Raw genomic sequence first — 17,683 nt, 5'->3', positions numbered from 1 at the left:
CGGTTTCGTCCCGCCGAGGGTCGCATCCCACAGCGTCGCTGCCGGAGCGCCCTGCTCCGCCTCTCGGGGCGATACGCCGAGGCGCAGCGGCGACGGGATGCGGTCCTAATAATTGATTAAGGCTCGCATCGCTTTGGCGATGCTAAAACAGCTTGCCGCACCGGCGCTGTGCGCCGGACACCCGTCGCCACGACGCATCTCCGGCGCTGCACTAACGGGACCCGAATACAGGCGCAGAGTGCCGGGCATCAAGTGGTAATCGGCTACCGCGTTCTCTCTACGGTTCGCGTCTTCATTATTCCTGTCGGCTTACGCCTTCGGCTAATCCGACTTACAACAATTGTGACCTTGAGCGAGCGATAGCGAGCTTGCCTGTATTCCAGTCCCTTGGGCGTAGCGCCGAGCAGCGGAGCACGGCCGGGGATGAAGCAGCCGGGTGTCTGAGTCGCGCGTAGCGCGGCGAGTTCCGGCTGCGCCCCGGACGGGCGAGCAGCACAGGGCATCGATGCGAAGCATCGACGCAAGTCAGGGTGTCCTTTGCTTTGCTCACTTTCATTTGGACAAGCAAATGAAAGTGAGTCGCACAGCAGTGCGAAACACCAGGTCCAAATCAACCTAAGCAGTTGATTCGACACTGGTCACCAAAACCGAACCAAGCTTCGCTTTGAAAAAAAGCGAAACGCGACAAGGGTCTCGAACCTTCACCCACAAAAAAGCCGGCGCCCGCCAAAACGGACGCCGGCTTCAATCATCCAGCGGATGACGATGCGATCAACGCATCGATCAGCCCAGGATTTCCTCCATCTTGCTGCCGATCTCGGCGGTCGAACGCACGGTCGCCACGCCGGCGGCCTCGAGGGCTTCGAACTTGTCGTCCGCCGTGCCCTTGCCACCGGAGATGATGGCGCCCGCGTGGCCCATGCGCTTGCCGGGCGGCGCGGTCACGCCGGCGATGTAGGCCACGACCGGCTTCTTCATGTGGGCCTTGATGTATTCGGCGGCCTCTTCCTCGGCGGTGCCGCCGATCTCGCCGACCATGACGACGCCGGCGGTCTGCGGGTCGTTCTCGAACATCTCGAGCACGTCGGTGAAGTCGAGACCGTGGATCGGGTCGCCACCGATGCCCACGCAGGTGCTCTGCCCGAGGCCGTTGTGGGTGGTCTGGAACACCGCCTCGTAGGTCAGCGTGCCGGAACGCGAGACGATGCCGATCTTGCCTTCCTGATGGATGTGCGCCGGCATGATGCCGATCTTGCACTCGCCCGGCGTGATCACGCCGGGGCAGTTCGGCCCGATCAGCACGGAGTCGGAATCGTCGAGCGCGGCACGCACGCGCAGCATGTCCATCACCGGGATATGCTCGGTGATGCAGATGATGGTCTTGATACCGGCGTCGGCGGCTTCGAGGATGGCGTCGGCGGCGAACGGCGCCGGCACGTAGATCATGGTGGCGTTGGCGCCGGTCTCACGCACCGCGTCGCCGCAGGTGTTGAACACGGGGCGATCGAGATGGGTCTCGCCGCCGCGTCCAGGGGTCACGCCGCCGACGATGTTGGTGCCGTAGGCAATGCACTGCTCGGAGTGGAACGTGCCCTGCGAGCCGGTGAAGCCCTGGACGATCAGCTTGGTGTCTTTGTTGACGAGAATGCTCATGGATTGATCCTGGTCTGAAGCGTATTCGGTGGACGGCGTGGCGGTCGCGCGATCAGCCGCGGGCCTCGGCCACGACCTTCTTGGCCGCGTCGGTCAGATCCTGCGCGGCGATGAGATCGAAATCCGACTCGTCCAGCAGCTTGCGCCCGGCCTCGGCGTTGGTGCCTTCCAGGCGCACGACCACCGGCACCTCGATGCCGACGTCCTTGGCCGCGGTGATGATGCCTTCGGCGATCAGGTCGCAGCGCACGATACCGCCGAAGATGTTGACCAGAATCGCCTTGACGCCTTCACCGGCGGTGATCAGCTTGAACGCCTCGGTCACGCGCTCGGTGGTCGCGCCGCCGCCGACGTCCAGGAAGTTGGCCGGCTCGCCGCCGTGCAGCTTGACCAGGTCCATGGTGCCCATGGCCAGGCCCGCGCCGTTGACCATGCAGCCGATGTTGCCGTCGAGCTGGATATAGTTGAGATCGTGCTCGGCGGCCTTGGCCTCTCGCTCGTTCTCCTGCGTCATGTCGCGCATGTCCGCGAACTCTTTATGGCGGAAAAGCGCGTTGTCGTCGAAGTTGAGCTTGCCGTCCAGCGCGATCAGCCCGCCCTGCTTCGTGGTGACCAGCGGGTTGATCTCGACCAGCGACGCGTCGCACTCCACGAACATCTCGTAGAGGCCCTTCATGACCTTCACGAACTCGCCGACCTGCTTCTTGTCCAGGCCGAGGAAGAAACCGATCTCGCGCGCCTGGTAGGCCTGGAAACCCGCCGCGGGATGGATCGCGACCTGGGTGATGCGTTCCGGCGTCTTGTCGGCGACTTCCTCGATGTCCACGCCGCCCTCGGGCGAGGCGATGAACGTCACCCGGCGCGTGGCGCGATCCACGAGCACGGACAGATACAGCTCGGACTCGATGTCGGCCGGCTTCTCGACGTAGACGGCGTGGATCGGCAGGCCGGTGTCGCCCGTCTGCTGTGTCTTGAGCTCGCCGCCGATCAGATCCGAGGCGGCCTGCCTGACGTCGTCCACGCTGTCACAGATCTTCACGCCGCCGGCCTTGCCGCGGCCGCCCGCGTGCACCTGGGCCTTGACCACCCAGCGTTCGCCGCCGAGCGATTTCGCGACCTCGATCGCCTCGTCCGCGCTGCGGGCGACCTTGCCCTCGCCGGCGGGCACGCCATAGCGCGCAAAGATTTCCTTGGCCTGATATTCGTGAACGTTCATGGCATCGCCTTGATTGAGACATCAAACTCGTAATGCCGCGCATTGTGGCGCCTGTAGCCCGGCACGACAACTTGCGACGGCCCCCGCCCGGACCCCGCGGCGACGCGATTTGGATACACTCGGGGCTGTCCCGTCGCGCTCTTCAAACCCGGATATCCCATGGCCCGACTGCTCGGACTGCTACTGATCATCGGTATCGCCTGGCTTGCATTCCGCCAGCTTGCGGGCGGGGCGCGTACGCGCATGCACCGGCGCGAGGCGCCGCCGGAATTCGAACGCACGGTGCGCTGCGAACGCTGCGGCGTGCATCTGCCGCTGTCGCTGGCCGAGCGCGACGGTGACGATTACGTGTGCAGCGAGCACGCCTGCCGCTCGCGATCATGAGCCGGCGCGTCGGCGCGCCATTGATCCGGCACACCGAAGATTGGCGCGCGATCGCCACCCTCAACGCCTACCGCGGCCTGATCGGATTCGGTCTGGTCACGCTATTGCTGTTCGCCCAGGCCGGGCATCTGTTCGACGTGGTGATGCCGGATGTCTTCCGCAGCGCCTGTCTGGCCTATCTCGCGCTGTGGGTGCTGTCGCTGATCGCCGCGCTGACGCGCACGCCGCCGCTGCGGGCCCAGGTGCTGTTCGCAGTCGCGGTGGACGTAGCCTTTTTCACGACCCTCATCCTGGCCGGCACCGGCGTCGCAGGCGGCCTGGGCATGCTGCTGATCGCCCCGTTGTCGGCCGCGGGCATGCTGCTGCCGGCCCGCCTGGCGTTCCTGCTGGCGGCCTGCGCGGCGATCGGCGTGCTCGGCCAGGAGGCGCTGCGCCCCCTGCAGATCGAGGGCGCGCGCAGCGCGTTCGTCCAGGCCGGCATCCTCGGTGTGCTGTTCTTTCTCAGCGTCGGGCTGTCGCACTGGCTGGCACGCCGGGCGCGCGAGGGCGAGGCGCTGGCCGCCGAACGTGCCGGAGAGGTGCAGGATCTGGCCGCGCTCAACCGCCATATCATCCAGCAGATGGAGATCGGCGCGATCGTGGTCGACGCCGACCGCCGCATCCGCCTGATCAACGACGCGGCCGTGCGCCTGCTCGATCTGACCGAGACGGCGCCGCAGAACGCCTCCCTCACGCGCGTCGCCCCCGCCGTCGACGAGGCGCTGTCGCACTGGCTCCAGACGTCGGCCGACGGCATCGACACGCTTCAGGCCTCCGGCCGCGCGCTGCTACCGCTGTTCTCCCGCCTGGGCACGGCGCGGGACGCACTGGTGCTGATCAGCCTGGAGGATGCCCTGCGCCAGAGTGAGCAGGCCCAGCAGCTCAAGCTCGTCTCCCTGGGGCGGCTGACCAGCAGCATCGCGCACGAGATCCGCAATCCGCTCGGGGCGATCAGTCACGCCGGCCAGCTGCTGGCCGAGACCGCGACGCTGGACGCCGACGGCCGGCGTCTGCTGGATATCGTGCACCGCCACACGCGCCGGATCGACGACATCATCGACAGCATTCTGGGGCTGTCGCGACGCTCCGAGACCACGCGCCGGACGATCGCGCTCGCGGACTGGCTGGCCAGCTGCGTGAACGACTATCGCGAGTACAATACCCGCGCGCCCGACTTCGAGATCGTCGGCATCGACGCCGCCCTGTGCATCGAATTCGACCCCGGCCATCTGCGCCAGCTGCTGTTCAATCTCTGGGACAACGCACAGCGTCATGCCCGCCGCGACGAGACGCCGCTGCGTGTACGCCTGCGCGGGCATCACAGCCGTTCGGGGTTGTTCGGGCTGGATGTCGCCGACAACGGGCCGGGGCTGGGCGCCGACATCAGCGACCGGGTCATGGAGCCGTTCTTCACGACCGCCCGCGAGGGCACCGGGCTCGGCCTGCACATCGCGCGCGAGCTCTGCGAGGCCAACCGTGCCCGCCTCGCTCCGGTTGCAGAAAGCGACGGCGCCTGCTTTCGTATCGTTTTCGCCCAGGCTTGGGCCGGCGCCGGCGAACCGGCGAACCGGCGACTTCATCCATACACGACGCACGCGCATGACGCCCAGCAACAGCAAAGCCTACGCCCTCGTTGTCGACGACGAAGCGGATATCCGCGAACTGATCGAGATCACGCTCGCCCGCATGTCGATCGACACCAAGGCCGTGGCCACGCTGGCGCAGGCGAAGACGGCGTTCGAGAACGAGCCCTTCGATCTCTGCCTGACCGACATGCGTCTGCCCGACGGCGAGGGCATCGACCTGGTCGCCTTCATCGCCGAGCGCCGCCCCCACTGCCCGGTCGCGGTCATCACCGCTTACGGCAACGCCGAGAGCGCGGTGGCCAGCCTCAAGGCCGGCGCCTTCGACTTCGTCTCCAAACCGCTGGACGTGGCCGGGCTGCGGGCGCTGGTCGGCCAGGCGCTCAAGCTCGCGGGCCTGGATCACGACGCTCCGCCGCACCCGTCGCTGGACGCCTCGCCGCGGCTGATCGGCCGGACCACGGAGATGCTGCGCCTGCGCGAGACGATCTCCAAGCTCGCGCGCAGCCAGGCGCCGGTCTACATCAGCGGCGAATCGGGCACCGGCAAGGAACTCGTCGCGCGCATGATCCACGCGGAGGGCCCGCGCATGGGCGCGGCCTTCGTGCCGGTGAACTGCGGCGCGATCCCCTCGGAGTTGATGGAGTCCGAGTTCTTCGGCTACGTGCGCGGCGCCTTCACCGGCGCCATGCGCGACACCCCGGGGCTGTTCGCGCGCGCGGACGGCGGCACGCTGTTCCTGGACGAAGTGGCCGACCTGCCGTTGACCATGCAGGTCAAGCTGCTGCGCGCGATCCAGGAGCGGGCCATCCGGCCGGTGGGCGCAAACGTGGAGACGGCCGTGGACGTGCGCGTGATCTGCGCTACCCACTGTGATCTCACCGCCGAAGTCGCCCGCGGGCGTTTCCGCGAGGATCTCTACTATCGCCTGAACGTGATCGAGGTCCACGTGCCGCCGCTGCGCGAGCGCACGGCCGACATCCCGGCGCTGACCGACCGCATTCTCGAAGGTCTGACGCGCAAGCTGCGCCTGCGCCAGGTACCGCGGCTGGCTCCACGCGCCCTGGAGGCGCTCCAGCACTACAGCTTTCCGGGCAACATCCGGGAACTGGAAAACATCCTCGAACGCGCGGTCACGCTCAGCGACAATGCCGTCATCGAACGCCGGTATCTGCGACTGAGCTCGCCGCTGTCGGAGGCCACGGCCGAGTCGTCCCCGGCTCCAGCTCCTGCCGAGGCCCCGGACGAGAACGGCACCGGCCGGCCAGGCCCCGCATCGTCGACGCCGACGCCGGATACCAGCGCCGATCTGGAAAGCCAGCTGGAAGCGCTCGAGCGCGAGCGCATCCAGGCCGCGCTCGAGACCTGCCACTACAACAAGACGCAGGCCGCCAAGCATCTCGGCATCACCTTCCGGGCGCTGCGCTACCGTCTGGCCAAGCTGGGCATGAATTAAACGCGATCACGGCCGATAACCCCTGTGCACGGCGGGAACGGGCGGCAGTCGCCCGGGCCGCCGCGGCGTGGTTTCCGGAGGGGCAATGGCCGATACGCTGACCGACAAGCACACCTTCTTCTGGACCGGCACCGATCGCAGCGGCAGCCGAGTGACGGGGCGAACCGACGGTCCGAACGAGGCCACGATCAAGGCCAGTCTGCGCAAGCAGGGCATCACCCCCATCCGCGTGCGCAAGCAGACCACGATCTTCGGTCTCGGCGGCAAGCGCAAGAAGAAGATCAAGTCCGCCGACATCGCGGTGTTCGCCCGCCAGCTGGCCACAATGATGAGCGCCGGCGTGCCGCTGGTGCAGTCGCTGGGCATCATCGCGAAGGGCGCCGACAATCCGTCTCTGGCCGAGCTGGTCTCGGCGATCCGCAACGATATCGAATCCGGAGTGACTCTCGCCCAGGCGCTGGCCCAGCATCCGCAGCACTTCGACGACCTGTTCGTGAACCTGGTCGATGCCGGCGAGAAGTCCGGCGCACTCGAGGCCCTGCTCGACAAGATCGCGACGTACAAGGAAAAGACCGAGGCGATCAAGGCCAAGGTACGCAAGGCGCTGTTCTATCCGAGCGCGGTGATCGTGGTCGCGATCGTGGTCATGGGCATCCTGCTTTATTTCGTGGTGCCGCAGTTCCAGTCGCTGTTCGAGGGCTTCGGCGCCGATCTGCCGGCCTTCACGCTGCTCGTGATCGGCCTGTCGGAGTTCGTCCAGAGCTGGTGGTGGGCGATCATCGGCGCCATCGGCGCGGCGTTCTACGGCTTCTTCCAGGCCCGGCGACGATCCCGCGCGTTCCGCCGGATGAACGACCGCATCGCGCTCAAGATCCCGGTCATCGGCGACATTCTCTACAAGGCGGCGGTCGCGCGCTTCGCGCGGACCCTGTCGACCATGTTCGCGGCCGGGGTACCGCTGGTCGAGGCCATGGATTCGGTGGCCCGCGCGGCCGGCAACATCGTGTTCGAGGAAGCCATTCTGCAGATGCGCGACCAGGTGTCCTCGGGCGTGCAGCTGCAGCTGGCGATGAGCAACACGGGGCTGTTTCCGAGCATGGCCCAGCAGATGGTCGCCATCGGCGAGGAATCCGGCTCCCTGGACGCGATGTGCTCCCGGGTGGCGGATTTCTACGAGGACGAGGTCGACAATCAGGTCGATTCGCTGTCGAGCCTGCTCGAGCCCATGATCATGGCCATCATCGGCGTGCTGGTCGGCGGTCTCGTCATCGCCATGTATCTGCCCATTTTCAAGCTCGGCTCGGTCGTCTAGGCCGGGGCCACCGCCCAGATCGTGCGTCACCGAGCGCTGGCACTATCATCGCGACGCGGCCGGCACCGGGCCGGAAAGCGAGCCATGCGTTCGAGCGGGCGAAAATCGAAGCCGGCCGGCGCGGACGCGCACGACATCAGAAGTGGAGACATCGAAATGCCCCTGACTGACTACCGGACCGCGCCTGCCGTCCTCGCGGCGCATCCGCACTGAATGGCCGACCTCCTCGCCCAGCAGCCGCTGCTCGCCTACGTCGCCGTCGCTCTGCTCGGGCTGATCGTAGGCAGCTTCCTGAATGTCGTGATCCTGCGTCTGCCGCGGATGATGGAGGCGCAATGGCGCGCCGGCGCCGCCGAGATCCTGGGCCAGCCGGCCGACGCGGAGGCCCCGGTGGAGCTGTCGCTGGCCCGGCCGCGCTCGCGCTGTAACAGCTGTCAGACGCCGATCCGCGCATGGCACAACATTCCCGTGGTGAGCTATCTGCTGCTGCGCGGCCGCTGCGCGGCCTGCGGTGCGCGCATCTCCTGGCAGTATCCCGCGGTGGAGATCACCGCCGCCGTCATGGCCGTGATCGTGCTCGCCGGCTTCGGCGCGACCCCGTTCACGCCGCTGGCGATGGTCGTGTCCTGGACGCTGCTGGCGCTGGCCGTGATCGACGCCCGGACGCAGTTCCTTCCGGACGTGCTCACACTGGCGCTGATGTGGCTCGGCCTCCTCGCAAGCCTCGGCCACGGCGCGGGCGCGGCGCTGGTCGATCCGAACACGGCGATCGCGGGCGCGGCCGGAGGCTACCTCACGCTCTGGCTCGTGTTTCACGCCTTTCTGCTGGCCACGGGCAAGGAGGGCATGGGCTTCGGCGATTTCAAGCTGCTGGCCGCGATCGGCGCCTGGCTGGGCTGGCAGGCGCTGCCGATGGTGCTGCTGCTGGCTTCGCTGGGCGGGGCCGTCGTCGGCGGCCTGCTCATGGCCAGCGGCCATCTCGCGCGCGGCCGGCCCATGCCGTTCGGGCCCTGGCTGGCGCTGGCCGGCTGGCTGGCGCTGGTTGCAGGCGATACAATCAGCGGCGCTTATTCATCGCTGGCGGGACTGAACTAGTGCGAACGACGGTCGACGGTCTGATCTGGGGGCGGATCCACGCGATCCGAACGACATACGAGGCAGCGACGTTCACGGACGGCCCCGCGCCCGCAGCCCCGACCGACCCGCACTCATGAGCACGCTCACCATAGGCCTGACCGGCGGCATCGCCAGCGGCAAATCCGCGGTCGCGAGCGCGTTCGAGCGCATGGGCGTCAAGATCATCGACGCCGACACGGTCGCGCGCACCGTCGTCGAACCTGGCGAGCCGGCGCTGGCCGAGATCGTGGACCGCTTCGGCGACGATATCGTCGACGCTGACGGCCATCTCCGGCGTCGCGCGCTGCGTCAGATCGTGTTCGAGGACGACGCCGCACGAACCGATCTCGAAGGCATCACCCATCCGCGCATCCGGGCCGAACTGGAACGCCAGCGCGATGCCGCACAGTCGGACTACTGCATCCTCGTCGTGCCGCTGCTGGTCAAGTCGAGCATGCTCGATCTGGTCGATCGCGTGCTGGTGATCGACGCCCCCGAAAGCATCCAGCTGGAACGGCTGATGGCGCGCGACGACATCGACGAGGCCTTCGCCCGCAAGATGATCGCCGCCCAGGATGCGCGTGCCGAGCGCCTGGCGATGGCCGACGACGTGCTCATCAACACCGGTCCGCGCAAGGACATCGCCGATCTGGCGGCGGCCCTGCATGCGGGCTATCTGCGTCTGGCCCAGGGCGAGGTCGCGGATCTGCCGCCGCTGCATCTGCCGGGCTGAACCGCGACGACGGCGTTTCGGGCGCGCGACGTGGATCACGAAGGCGACGGGATTTTGCCGACCGGCGACCCGGGCATAGACTGTGGGCCTGATCCCTGCTGCGAGACTCTGCCTGTGGCGGACGACGGCGCTTTCTGCTTCGAGCAGCCACTCAACGAACGCATCCGCACCTTCCTGCGCCTCGAGCATCTGCTGGCGCGCCTGCGCTATCACGAGGCCGACGAGAGCGTCTGGGGGCGGCGGGCGGCCATGGGCGCGCTGCTGGACATCCTCAACGTGATGTCGCGTCACGACATCCGCACCGAAGTCAGCAAGGAGCTGGGCCAGCGCTACGCCGGTCTCGAACGTCTGGCCGAGCGCGACGACGTCGACGACGCGGCGCTGCGCCACGTGCTCGACGAACTGGACACGCTCGGACGCGAGCTGCAGCGGGTGCCGCCCCAGTTCGCCTCCTATCTGCTGCGCGACAACGAGCTGCTCAACAGCCTCAACAACCGGCTGCCGATACCCGGCGGCAGCTGCGGCTTCGACCTGCCCGCCTATCAGCACTGGCTCGCGCAGGACGCCGCCGGAATCCGGGCCGACATCGAACGCTGGTGCGAGCGTATCCTGCCGTTCGAGAACGCCGTGCGAACGCTGTTGCGGCTGCTCAGAGACAGCGCCCGGCCACGCCCGGTCACCGCCGAGAACGGCGTGTTCGTGCACAACACCGAGACCGGCACCCAGCTCATCCGGGTGCTGCTCGACGACGCCGACGTCTATCCCGAGATCAGCGCCGGTCGCCATCGCGCGACGCTTCGTTTCATGCAGTACGAGAACACCGATCTGCGCGTCTGCCAGGCCCAGACGTCAGTCGAATTCCGCATGGCCTGCTGCCGCTACTAGAACGCCATGACCAAGCCGCGGACCATCGACTGCCCCCAGTGCGGCAAGCCCGCCCGGGTGGATCCGGACAACCCCTATCGGCCGTTCTGTTCGCGCCGATGCAAGCTGATCGATCTCGGCGACTGGCTCGACGAGGAGAACCGCATCCCGGACGCCTCAGGCGCGCCCTGGTCCGGCGGCGAGGACGAATCCGACCCGACGCACTAGAGCGAGCCTCGGCACCGCACCGCTAACGGCATCACCGAATGCCGGCGCTGCGGCGGCGTCCAGCCGAGGCGCTGCGAAACAAGTCGGGCCAACTGGCCGAAGGCGCCGGTCGAAGCGGCTGCATACCGAACCGAGGCACAACCTTTTTAAAACGGGATCGTGGTCGATGCGCCCATCGGGTCGCCACGCGACCGCCAACGAGGCGCACTATTACACCGGGCTCGCTGAATCGCACAGCCGGCGTGACGTCCGCTCGTCGTCGCCGCGGCCCGCGCGAAGCGGATCAACAGCATCTAGTGTATCCGAGCACTGATCGTCGGCCGCGGCAAGCCGCGGCCGACGTGTGAAACGCTCTAACCGCCGCCGGTTCCCCAGAAGGCGCGAATCGCGGCCACGCCCTGGGCGTTGCAGGCGCGGGCCTCGGCCAGATCGAGCTCACCGACACCGCCCAGGGCGTAGACCGGCAGCGCCTGGTCACGGCGACGCTCTGCCCAGCCGGCCCAGCCCAGCCCGAGCGTCTCCGGATGACTCGGCGTGGCCCGAACCGGCGACAGGGTCGCGAAATCCGCCCCCAGCACCGCCGCGGCGGCCAACTCGTTGGCATCGTGGGCGGAGGCCGCGAACAGCCGCGGCCGCGCGACCGGCCGGGCCGCCGCTGCGGCAACGCGAGCGGCGGGCCAGTGCAGACCGGCCGCGCCCACGCGTTCGACCATGGCGGCGTCACGGTCGAGCAGCAGGCGCGCGTTCGCGGCCGCCGCCGGCGGGGCCACCCGTTCGGCCAGCCGCTCGTAGGCCCTGTCGTCCAGCCCGCCTGCACGCAGACGCAGCAGCCGCACGCCGCGCGCCAGAGCCGCGTCGAGACCGGCGAACCAGGCCCGTTCATGCGCCGGTTCGAAGTCCGGCGTGATCAGATAGCGCTGCGGCAGAAACAGGGCATTGAGGATGATGTCTGTGGCCGGCAGCAGATCGAGCCCGGCGAGCGCCTCGGGTGCGACCCAGCGCAGCTGCTGGCCCTCGCGTCCCGCGGGCTCGCCGCGCCAGCGGTGGATCCGCCAGACATGCAGACGCACGGGGCGCACGCCCTGCTCGTGAGCGAACCGGATGATCGGCTCGCCGCGGCAGTCGACCACGCCGATCTCCTCGCCGAGCTCGCGTTCCAGGCAGGCGGCCATCGTTTCGCCGGGTTCGCGCTTGCCGCCGGGAAACTCCCAGCTGCCGGCCCCCGGCGTACCCGGGCGTCGCCGGGCGACCAGCAGACAGCCGTCGCGATCGACGACCACGCCCACGGCGATATCCAGATAGCGACTGTCCGGCGCGGTATCGTCCACGATCGGTCGCTCAGCTGCGGTATTCGGCGTTGATCCGCACGTACTCGTAGGACAGGTCGGAGGTCCACACGGTACTCGCGGCATCGCCGCGCCCGAGATCGATGGCGATGGTGTACTCCGCCTGCGCCATCACCGCGGCGGCGTCGGCCTCGGCGTAGTCCGCCCGCGGCTCGCCCTCGGCGACGATGGCGACATCGTCGAGCGCGATCGCCACGCCGTCGATGCTGAAATCCGGCACCGGCGCACGTCCGACCGCGGCCAGAATCCGGCCCCAGTTCGGGTCGCCGGCGAAACAGGCCGTCTTGACCAGCGGCGAATGCGCCACGGTGAAGGCCACGGCACGGGCTTCGGCTTCATCGCGCGCGCCGCCCACCGCGAGGGTGATGAAGCGGGTCGCACCTTCGGCGTCGCGGACCACGGCCCGCGCGAGCTCGGCGGCGAGATCGGTCAGCGCGGCGACGAAATCGCGCCAGCCGGGAGCGGCCGGCGACAACGTGGCCGCGCGGCCGGTCGCGCAGGCCATGCAGGCGTCGTTGGTCGAGGTGTCGCCGTCCACCGAGATGCTGTTGAACGAGCGCGCCATCGCCTCGCGCAGGGCCGCGTCCAGATCCGCCTGCGCGATGGTCGCGTCGGTGGCGATGAAGGCCAGCATGGTGGCCATGTCCGGGCGGATCATGCCCGAGCCCTTGGCGATGCCCGTGAGCACGACGCGTTCGCCGTCGATGTCGATCATGCGCGACGCGCCCTTGGGCACGGTGTCGGTCGTCATGATCGCGCGCGCGGCCGCCAGCCAGCCGGCCTCGCTGAGTTCGTCCCCGAGCCGATCGATGGCCGGGATCATGCGATCAAGTGGCAGCCGCTGGCCGATCACGCCGGTGGAGAACGGCAGCACCTGATCGGCTTCGAGACCGAGTGCGACGGCCGCATGCTCACAACAGGCCAGCGCATCCGCATGCCCGGGCCGGCCGGTGCCGGCGTTGGCGTTGCCGCTGTTGACCAGCAGCGCACGCGCCCCGGCCAGCCGCGCCCGGGCGATGTGAACCGGCGCGGCGGCGAAGGCGTTACGGGTGAACACGCCGGCCACGGTCGCGCCCGCGTCGAGCAGCAGCAGCGCGAGGTCGTCGTGCCCCGGCTTCTTGATGGCGGCCGGGGCGGTCGCCCAGCGCGCGCCGGCCACCGGCGCGAGCTGCTCCGGTGCGCTCAGATTGACCGCCATCAGTCGCGTCCGTGGCAGTGCTTGTACTTCTTGCCCGAACCGCAGGGACAGGGCTCGTTGCGGCCGATCTTGCGCTCGTTGCGCACGAACGTCTCGGGCCGCGTGTCACCGTCGCCCGGCACACGCTCGGCCGGCGCATCGGTGCCCGGCAGATTGGCGCGGGCCACCTCGTCCGCGGCCGCGTCCTCCGAGGCGCCTTCGGGCTGCGCCTGGGCCGCCGCGGCCGCCTGTTCGGCCGCGCTGGCAGCCTCGGCGTGCTGGAAGTCGAGATTCTCCATCTGCCGGCGACGATCCTCGCGCGCCTCCTCGGTGATATCGGCGCGCACCCGACCGCGGGCGAGCACGGTGACGGCCTCGTGCTTCAGCCGCGAGAGCATGTCGTTGAACATCTCGAAGGCTTCGCGCTTGTACTCGTTCTTGGGGTCCTTCTGGGCGTAACCGCGCAGATGAATGCCCTTGCGCAGGTAGTCCATCGAGGCGAGGTGCTCGCGCCACAGCGAATCGACCACCTGGAGCAGCACGGCCTTCTCGATCTGGGCCATGACCTCGGGTCCGGCCTCCTCGCGCTTGGCCTCGTACGCTTCCTTGAGCCGCGCACTGATGCGCTCGCGCAGCCCCTCTTCGTCCAGCGTCTTCTCCTCGTCGAGCCACTGCTGGATCGGCATCTCTTGGCCGAAATCGCGCTGGATGGCCTCGGTCAGCCCTTCGACGTCCCACTGCTCCTCGAGACTCTGCGGCGGGATGTGCTCGCTGATGAGGTTGTCGACCACATCGCCCCAGATGTTCTCGACGATGTCGCTGACCTCGTCGGCGTCCATGATCTCGTTGCGCTGCTCGTAGATCACCTGCCGCTGGTCATTGGCGACGTTATCGTACTCGAGCAGCTGCTTGCGGATGTCGAAGTGGTGCGACTCGACCTTGCGCTGGGCGTTCTCGATCGCGCGCGTGACCCATTTGTGCTCGATCGCCTCACCCTTCTCGAGGCCGAGGTTCTGCAGCATCGAGCGCAGCCGCGGCGGCGTGAACACGCGCATCAGGCTGTCCTCGAGCGACAGATAGAACCGCGACGCGCCGGGGTCGCCCTGGCGGCCGGAACGGCCGCGCAGCTGGTTGTCCACGCGCCGGGATTCGTGTCGCTCGGAGCCGATCACGAGCAGGCCGCCGGCCTCGACCACGGCGTCATGGGTCTGCTGCCATGCCTCGCGCAGCCGCTGGCGGCCGACCTCGTCGCCCTCCTCGAGCGCCTCGATATCCTCCTCGATGTTGCCGCCGAGCACGATATCCGTGCCGCGGCCGGCCATGTTGGTGGCAATGGTCACCGCGCCGGGCCGGCCGGCCTGGGCGATGATCTCGGCCTCTCGCTCGTGCTGCTTGGCGTTGAGGACCTCGTGGCGGATGCCGCGCTGGCTCAGCAGACGCGCCAGCACCTCCGAGGCCTCGATGGAGGCGGTGCCGATGAGCACCGGCTGGCCGCGCTCGCTGGCCTGCCGCGCCTCCTCGGCGATGGCCTCGAACTTCTCGGCGCCGGTCATGTAGATCTGGTCGGGCAGGTCCTTGCGGACCAGCGGCCGGTTGGTCGGTATCACCACGACTTCCAGGCCGTAGATGGACTGGAACTCGAAGGCTTCCGTGTCGGCCGTGCCGGTCATGCCGGCGAGCTTGTCGTAGAGGCGGAAGAAGTTCTGGAAGGTGATCGACGCCAGGGTCTGGTTCTCCTTCTGGATCTTGACCCCTTCCTTGGCCTCGATCGCCTGATGCAGCCCGTCGGACCAGCGCCGGCCCGGCATCGTGCGGCCGGTGAATTCGTCGACGATCACGATCTGGCCGTCGTTGATGATGTAGTCGACGTCGCGCTGGTAGAGCACATGCGCGCGCAGGGCCGCGTTCATGTGGTGCATGAGCGCGACGTTGTTGGCGTCGTAGAGCGACTCCTCGGCCTCGAGCAGGCCGGCGTCGCGCATCAGCCCCTCGACCTTCTGGTGGCCGTCCTCGGTGAGAAAGACCTGCTTGTTCTTCTCCTCCGGCCAGTAGTCGCCGGGGCCCTCCTCCTCCTCCTGCGGCTGCAGATGCTTGACCAGCCGATCGACGTGCTGCGAAGTCGCCGGGTCGTCGTCCGTGGGTCCGGAGATGATCAGCGGCGTGCGCGCTTCGTCGATGAGGATAGAGTCGACCTCGTCGATGATCGCGTAGCTGAGCGGGCGCTGGACGCGATCACCCGGCGAGAACGCCATGTTGTCGCGCAGGTAATCGAAGCCGAATTCGTTGTTGGTGCCGTAGGTGATGTCGCAGGCGTAGGCCGCGCGCTTGCCCTGCGGATCCTGACCGGAGTAGATGACGCCCACACTGAGACCGAGGAACCGGTAGAGGCGGCCCATCCACTCGGCGTCACGGCTGGCGAGGTAGTCGTTGACCGTGATGATGTGCACGCCGTCGCCGGGCAGGGCGTTGAGATAGGTCGTGAGCGTGGCGACGAGCGTCTTGCCCTCGCCGGTCTTCATCTCGGCGATCTTGCCCTGGTGCAATACCAGGCCGCCGATCAGCTGCACATCGAAGTGGCGCATCCCCAGAATGCGCTTGCTGGCCTCGCGCACGGTGGCGAAGGCCTCCGCCGAGATGTCGTCGAGGCTGGCGCCCGCCTCGAGGCGCTCGCGAAATTCCTGGGTCTTGGCGACGAGTGCGTCGTCGTCGAGCGCCTCGAAATCGCTCTCGAGCGCGTTCACGGCGTCGACGATACGATGCAGACGCTTGACGACGCGCTGATTGCGGCTGCCGATCAGTTTGGTCAGGAAGTTGCTCATGGACCCTCGTCGTCTCGCACGGTCGAACCGAGGCCCGGCCGGATAAAACGTGCATGATACCGTAGCCAACCGCGTGCTTTCAGTGACGTCGGCTGCGGCCCGCTGCTAGGCTGGCGGTCGTCTCACCGCCCCCGCAGAGTTACGACCATGGGGACGTCCCCGCGTTCGATCCAGTCCCTGCTGCATACCGCCACCCCGGATATCGAGGATCTGCTCGGGCGCGCCCGCTTTCTCGCGCGCATCCGCGCGGCGATGCTCGAGATTCTGCCGCCGGCGGCAGCCGAGCACGTGCGCATCGCGGGCTACGAGCACTATCGGCTGAAACTGCATGTGGGCCACGGCAGCTGGGCCACGCGCCTGCGCTACATGGAACCAGCGATCACACAGGCGATCGCCCAGCGCCTGCGTCTGCACGTCGAGGGCGTGGATGTGCGCGTGCGACCGGACGCCCCGCGGCCGAGGCCCGCGCCCCGGCCGCGGCCGCTGTCGGACACCACCCGCGATCACATCCGGCAGGTGGCCACCCACGTCGACGATTCGCGCCTGGCCGCGGCGCTGACGCGACTGGCTCAGGCCGGCCGCCGGCCCGATTAGGGCGGCGGGCTCCGCGCGGCCGCATTCGAGCGGCGCACGGTGAGAACTGCCTCAGGCCGCGACCACCGGCCGCGCGTTGATGTAGGAGATCGGCGAGTCCTCGACATCCTCGTAGGTCACCTCTTCCCAGGCCCTGGCGTCCTCGAGCAGCGCGCGCAGCAGCTTGTTGTTCAGCGCATGCCCGGACTTGTGGCCGGAATAGCTGCCGATCAGCCCGTGGCCGAGCAGATAGAGATCGCCGATGGCGTCGAGAATCTTGTGACGCACGAACTCGTTGTCGTAACGCAGACCGTCGGCATTGAGCACGCGATAGTCGTCCAGCACGACCGCGTTGTCCATGCTGCCGCCGCGGGCGAGATTGTTCGAGCGCAGGAACTCGATGTCGCGCATGAACCCGAAGGTGCGCGCACGACTGACTTCCTTGACGAAGGAGGTCGTGGAGAAATCGACGGTCGCCGACTGGGTGTCGGCATCGAACGCCGGATGGTCAAAATCGATGCTGAAGCTGACCTTGAAGCCCTCGAACGGATCGAAACGGGCCCATTTGTCGTCTTCGGTGACTTCGACCGAGCGCTTGATGCGAATGAATTTCTTGGGCGCATCCAGCTCCTGGATGCCGGCCGACTGGATCAGGAACACGAACGGTCCCGCGCTGCCGTCCATGATCGGCAGTTCGTCGGAGGACAGCTCGACGATGGCATTGTCGATGCCCAGACCCGCCATCGCGGACAGCAGATGCTCCACCGTCTGCACCCGGGTGCCCCCGTTGACCAAGGTGGTGGCCAGCGTGGTGTCGCCGACCTTGAATGCGTCCCCACGGAACTCGACCATCGGGCAGCAGTCGGTGCGACGGAACACGATACCCTGATCCGCCGTGGCCGGTCGCAGCGTCATGTAGACTTTCTGACCGGTATGCAGACCAACGCCAGTGGCCCGAATGGGGTTCTTCAGCGTGCGTTGTTTGAGCATCGGGTTGTTGTCCTTATGCAGTCTTGAAACGGCTGGCGCGCCGTGTCATAAAGCCGTCATCATCGATGGTCACACTCTATGGACAGGGCCTTAACTTCGCCTTAATCCGCCGCGCTGTCGTTTCCGACTTCCCGGCCCGCGTCTGCGGCACGGAAAGCTCTCTAGAATAGCATAGTGGCCGGCCGGCGACGCAC

At 67.8% G+C, this 17,683-nt stretch carries 14 protein-coding genes and 1 pseudogene; 9 read left to right on the top strand and 6 right to left on the bottom strand.

The window, feature by feature from the left end:
* Nucleotides 1–783: 783 nt before the first annotated feature.
* Nucleotides 784–1,653 carry a succinate--CoA ligase subunit alpha gene (gene sucD / locus SAOR_RS08775; protein WP_123589423.1) on the bottom strand — a complete coding sequence of 290 codons (870 nt, stop codon included), beginning with the start codon at nucleotides 1,651–1,653 and terminating at the stop codon, nucleotides 784–786.
* Nucleotides 1,654–1,705: 52 nt separating this feature from the next.
* Nucleotides 1,706–2,869, bottom strand: a complete 1,164-nt coding sequence (gene sucC / locus SAOR_RS08770; protein WP_123631098.1) for an ADP-forming succinate--CoA ligase subunit beta — start codon at nucleotides 2,867–2,869, stop codon at nucleotides 1,706–1,708.
* A gap of 159 nt (nucleotides 2,870–3,028) precedes the next feature.
* On the opposite strand from sucC, the gene SAOR_RS08765 reads away from it, so the two are divergent.
* The 8 genes and pseudogenes from SAOR_RS08765 to SAOR_RS08730 all read left to right on the top strand — a co-directional run bounded on the left by SAOR_RS08765 (nucleotide 3,029) and on the right by SAOR_RS08730 (nucleotide 10,584).
* Nucleotides 3,029–3,253 (top strand): PP0621 family protein, encoded by a 225-nt coding sequence (locus tag SAOR_RS08765; protein WP_123589425.1) that lies wholly within the window; start codon nucleotides 3,029–3,031, stop codon nucleotides 3,251–3,253.
* Nucleotides 3,250–4,764, top strand: a pseudogene (locus SAOR_RS17430) (sensor histidine kinase); the annotation flags it as partial. The gene SAOR_RS08765 and the pseudogene SAOR_RS17430, both read left to right, overlap by 4 nt.
* Nucleotides 4,765–4,891: 127 nt before the next feature.
* On the top strand, nucleotides 4,892–6,331 hold the full coding sequence (locus tag SAOR_RS08755) for a sigma-54-dependent transcriptional regulator (RefSeq protein WP_123631096.1): 1,440 nt from the start codon (nucleotides 4,892–4,894) through the stop codon (nucleotides 6,329–6,331).
* Nucleotides 6,332–6,416: 85 nt separating this feature from the next.
* On the top strand, nucleotides 6,417–7,643 hold the full coding sequence (locus tag SAOR_RS08750) for a type II secretion system F family protein (RefSeq protein ID WP_123631095.1): 1,227 nt from the start codon (nucleotides 6,417–6,419) through the stop codon (nucleotides 7,641–7,643).
* Nucleotides 7,644–7,856: 213 nt separating this feature from the next.
* On the top strand, nucleotides 7,857–8,738 hold the full coding sequence (locus SAOR_RS08745) for a prepilin peptidase (RefSeq protein ID WP_123631094.1): 882 nt from the start codon (nucleotides 7,857–7,859) through the stop codon (nucleotides 8,736–8,738).
* Nucleotides 8,739–8,853: 115 nt separating this feature from the next.
* Complete coding sequence (coaE, locus tag SAOR_RS08740; RefSeq protein ID WP_123589429.1) at nucleotides 8,854–9,492, top strand: dephospho-CoA kinase; 639 nt, start codon at nucleotides 8,854–8,856, stop codon at nucleotides 9,490–9,492.
* A 114-nt stretch (nucleotides 9,493–9,606) separates the two neighbouring features.
* Nucleotides 9,607–10,377 carry a cell division protein ZapD gene (gene zapD / locus SAOR_RS08735; RefSeq protein WP_185015608.1) on the top strand — a complete coding sequence of 257 codons (771 nt, stop codon included), beginning with the start codon at nucleotides 9,607–9,609 and terminating at the stop codon, nucleotides 10,375–10,377.
* Between the two features lie 6 nt (nucleotides 10,378–10,383).
* The gene (locus SAOR_RS08730; protein ID WP_123631092.1) at nucleotides 10,384–10,584 is read left to right on the top strand and encodes a DNA gyrase inhibitor YacG; all 201 of its coding nucleotides are present in this window, start codon (nucleotides 10,384–10,386) and stop codon (nucleotides 10,582–10,584) included.
* A gap of 353 nt (nucleotides 10,585–10,937) precedes the next feature.
* Here the strand turns inward: SAOR_RS08730 and SAOR_RS08725 are convergent, their stop codons facing one another.
* From SAOR_RS08725 to secA, 3 genes are read right to left on the bottom strand one after another with little or no spacing between them, the layout of a single operon-like run.
* Entirely contained in the window at nucleotides 10,938–11,912 is a 975-nt protein-coding gene (locus SAOR_RS08725) for a Nudix family hydrolase (RefSeq protein WP_185015607.1), read from the bottom strand.
* 10 nt (nucleotides 11,913–11,922) lie between these two features.
* A complete protein-coding gene (gene argJ, locus SAOR_RS08720) occupies nucleotides 11,923–13,128 on the bottom strand; it encodes a bifunctional glutamate N-acetyltransferase/amino-acid acetyltransferase ArgJ (RefSeq protein ID WP_123631090.1) in 1,206 nt (401 codons plus the stop codon).
* A complete protein-coding gene (secA, locus tag SAOR_RS08715) occupies nucleotides 13,128–15,926 on the bottom strand; it encodes a preprotein translocase subunit SecA (RefSeq protein ID WP_123631089.1) in 2,799 nt (932 codons plus the stop codon). Before secA ends, argJ begins: the two co-directional genes overlap by 1 nt.
* Nucleotides 15,927–16,073: 147 nt before the next feature.
* Between secA and SAOR_RS08710 the strand changes: the two genes are divergently transcribed.
* Nucleotides 16,074–16,520 (top strand): DciA family protein, encoded by a 447-nt coding sequence (locus SAOR_RS08710; RefSeq protein ID WP_123631088.1) that lies wholly within the window; start codon nucleotides 16,074–16,076, stop codon nucleotides 16,518–16,520.
* Between the two features lie 51 nt (nucleotides 16,521–16,571).
* Here SAOR_RS08710 and lpxC read toward each other — a convergent pair whose 3' ends face one another.
* Nucleotides 16,572–17,489 (bottom strand): UDP-3-O-acyl-N-acetylglucosamine deacetylase, encoded by a 918-nt coding sequence (gene lpxC, locus SAOR_RS08705; RefSeq protein WP_123589436.1) that lies wholly within the window; start codon nucleotides 17,487–17,489, stop codon nucleotides 16,572–16,574.
* Nucleotides 17,490–17,683: the final 194 nt, after the last annotated feature.

The sequence above is a fragment of the Salinisphaera orenii subsp. orenii MK-B5 genome, assembly GCF_003788635.1.
GTDB classification, from domain to species: Bacteria; Pseudomonadota; Gammaproteobacteria; order Nevskiales; family Salinisphaeraceae; genus Salinisphaera; species Salinisphaera orenii.
This window is presented reverse-complemented; position numbering and strand designations above follow the sequence as displayed.

Bases quoted from the DNA above. Each gene is read 5' to 3' on its own strand.
- coaE (WP_123589429.1), top strand. From the start codon at position 8,854: ATGAGCACGCTCACCATAGGCCTGACCGGCGGCATCGCCAGCGGCAAA.
- SAOR_RS08730 (WP_123631092.1), top strand. From the start codon at position 10,384: ATGACCAAGCCGCGGACCATCGACTGCCCCCAGTGCGGCAAGCCCGCC.
- SAOR_RS08710 (WP_123631088.1), top strand. From the start codon at position 16,074: ATGGGGACGTCCCCGCGTTCGATCCAGTCCCTGCTGCATACCGCCACC.
- lpxC (WP_123589436.1), bottom strand. From the start codon at position 17,489: ATGCTCAAACAACGCACGCTGAAGAACCCCATTCGGGCCACTGGCGTT.
- SAOR_RS08745 (WP_123631094.1), top strand. From the start codon at position 7,857: ATGGCCGACCTCCTCGCCCAGCAGCCGCTGCTCGCCTACGTCGCCGTC.
- sucD (WP_123589423.1), bottom strand. From the start codon at position 1,653: ATGAGCATTCTCGTCAACAAAGACACCAAGCTGATCGTCCAGGGCTTC.
- secA (WP_123631089.1), bottom strand. From the start codon at position 15,926: ATGAGCAACTTCCTGACCAAACTGATCGGCAGCCGCAATCAGCGCGTC.
- argJ (WP_123631090.1), bottom strand. From the start codon at position 13,128: ATGGCGGTCAATCTGAGCGCACCGGAGCAGCTCGCGCCGGTGGCCGGC.
- sucC (WP_123631098.1), bottom strand. From the start codon at position 2,869: ATGAACGTTCACGAATATCAGGCCAAGGAAATCTTTGCGCGCTATGGC.
- SAOR_RS08755 (WP_123631096.1), top strand. From the start codon at position 4,892: ATGACGCCCAGCAACAGCAAAGCCTACGCCCTCGTTGTCGACGACGAA.
- SAOR_RS08765 (WP_123589425.1), top strand. From the start codon at position 3,029: ATGGCCCGACTGCTCGGACTGCTACTGATCATCGGTATCGCCTGGCTT.
- SAOR_RS08750 (WP_123631095.1), top strand. From the start codon at position 6,417: ATGGCCGATACGCTGACCGACAAGCACACCTTCTTCTGGACCGGCACC.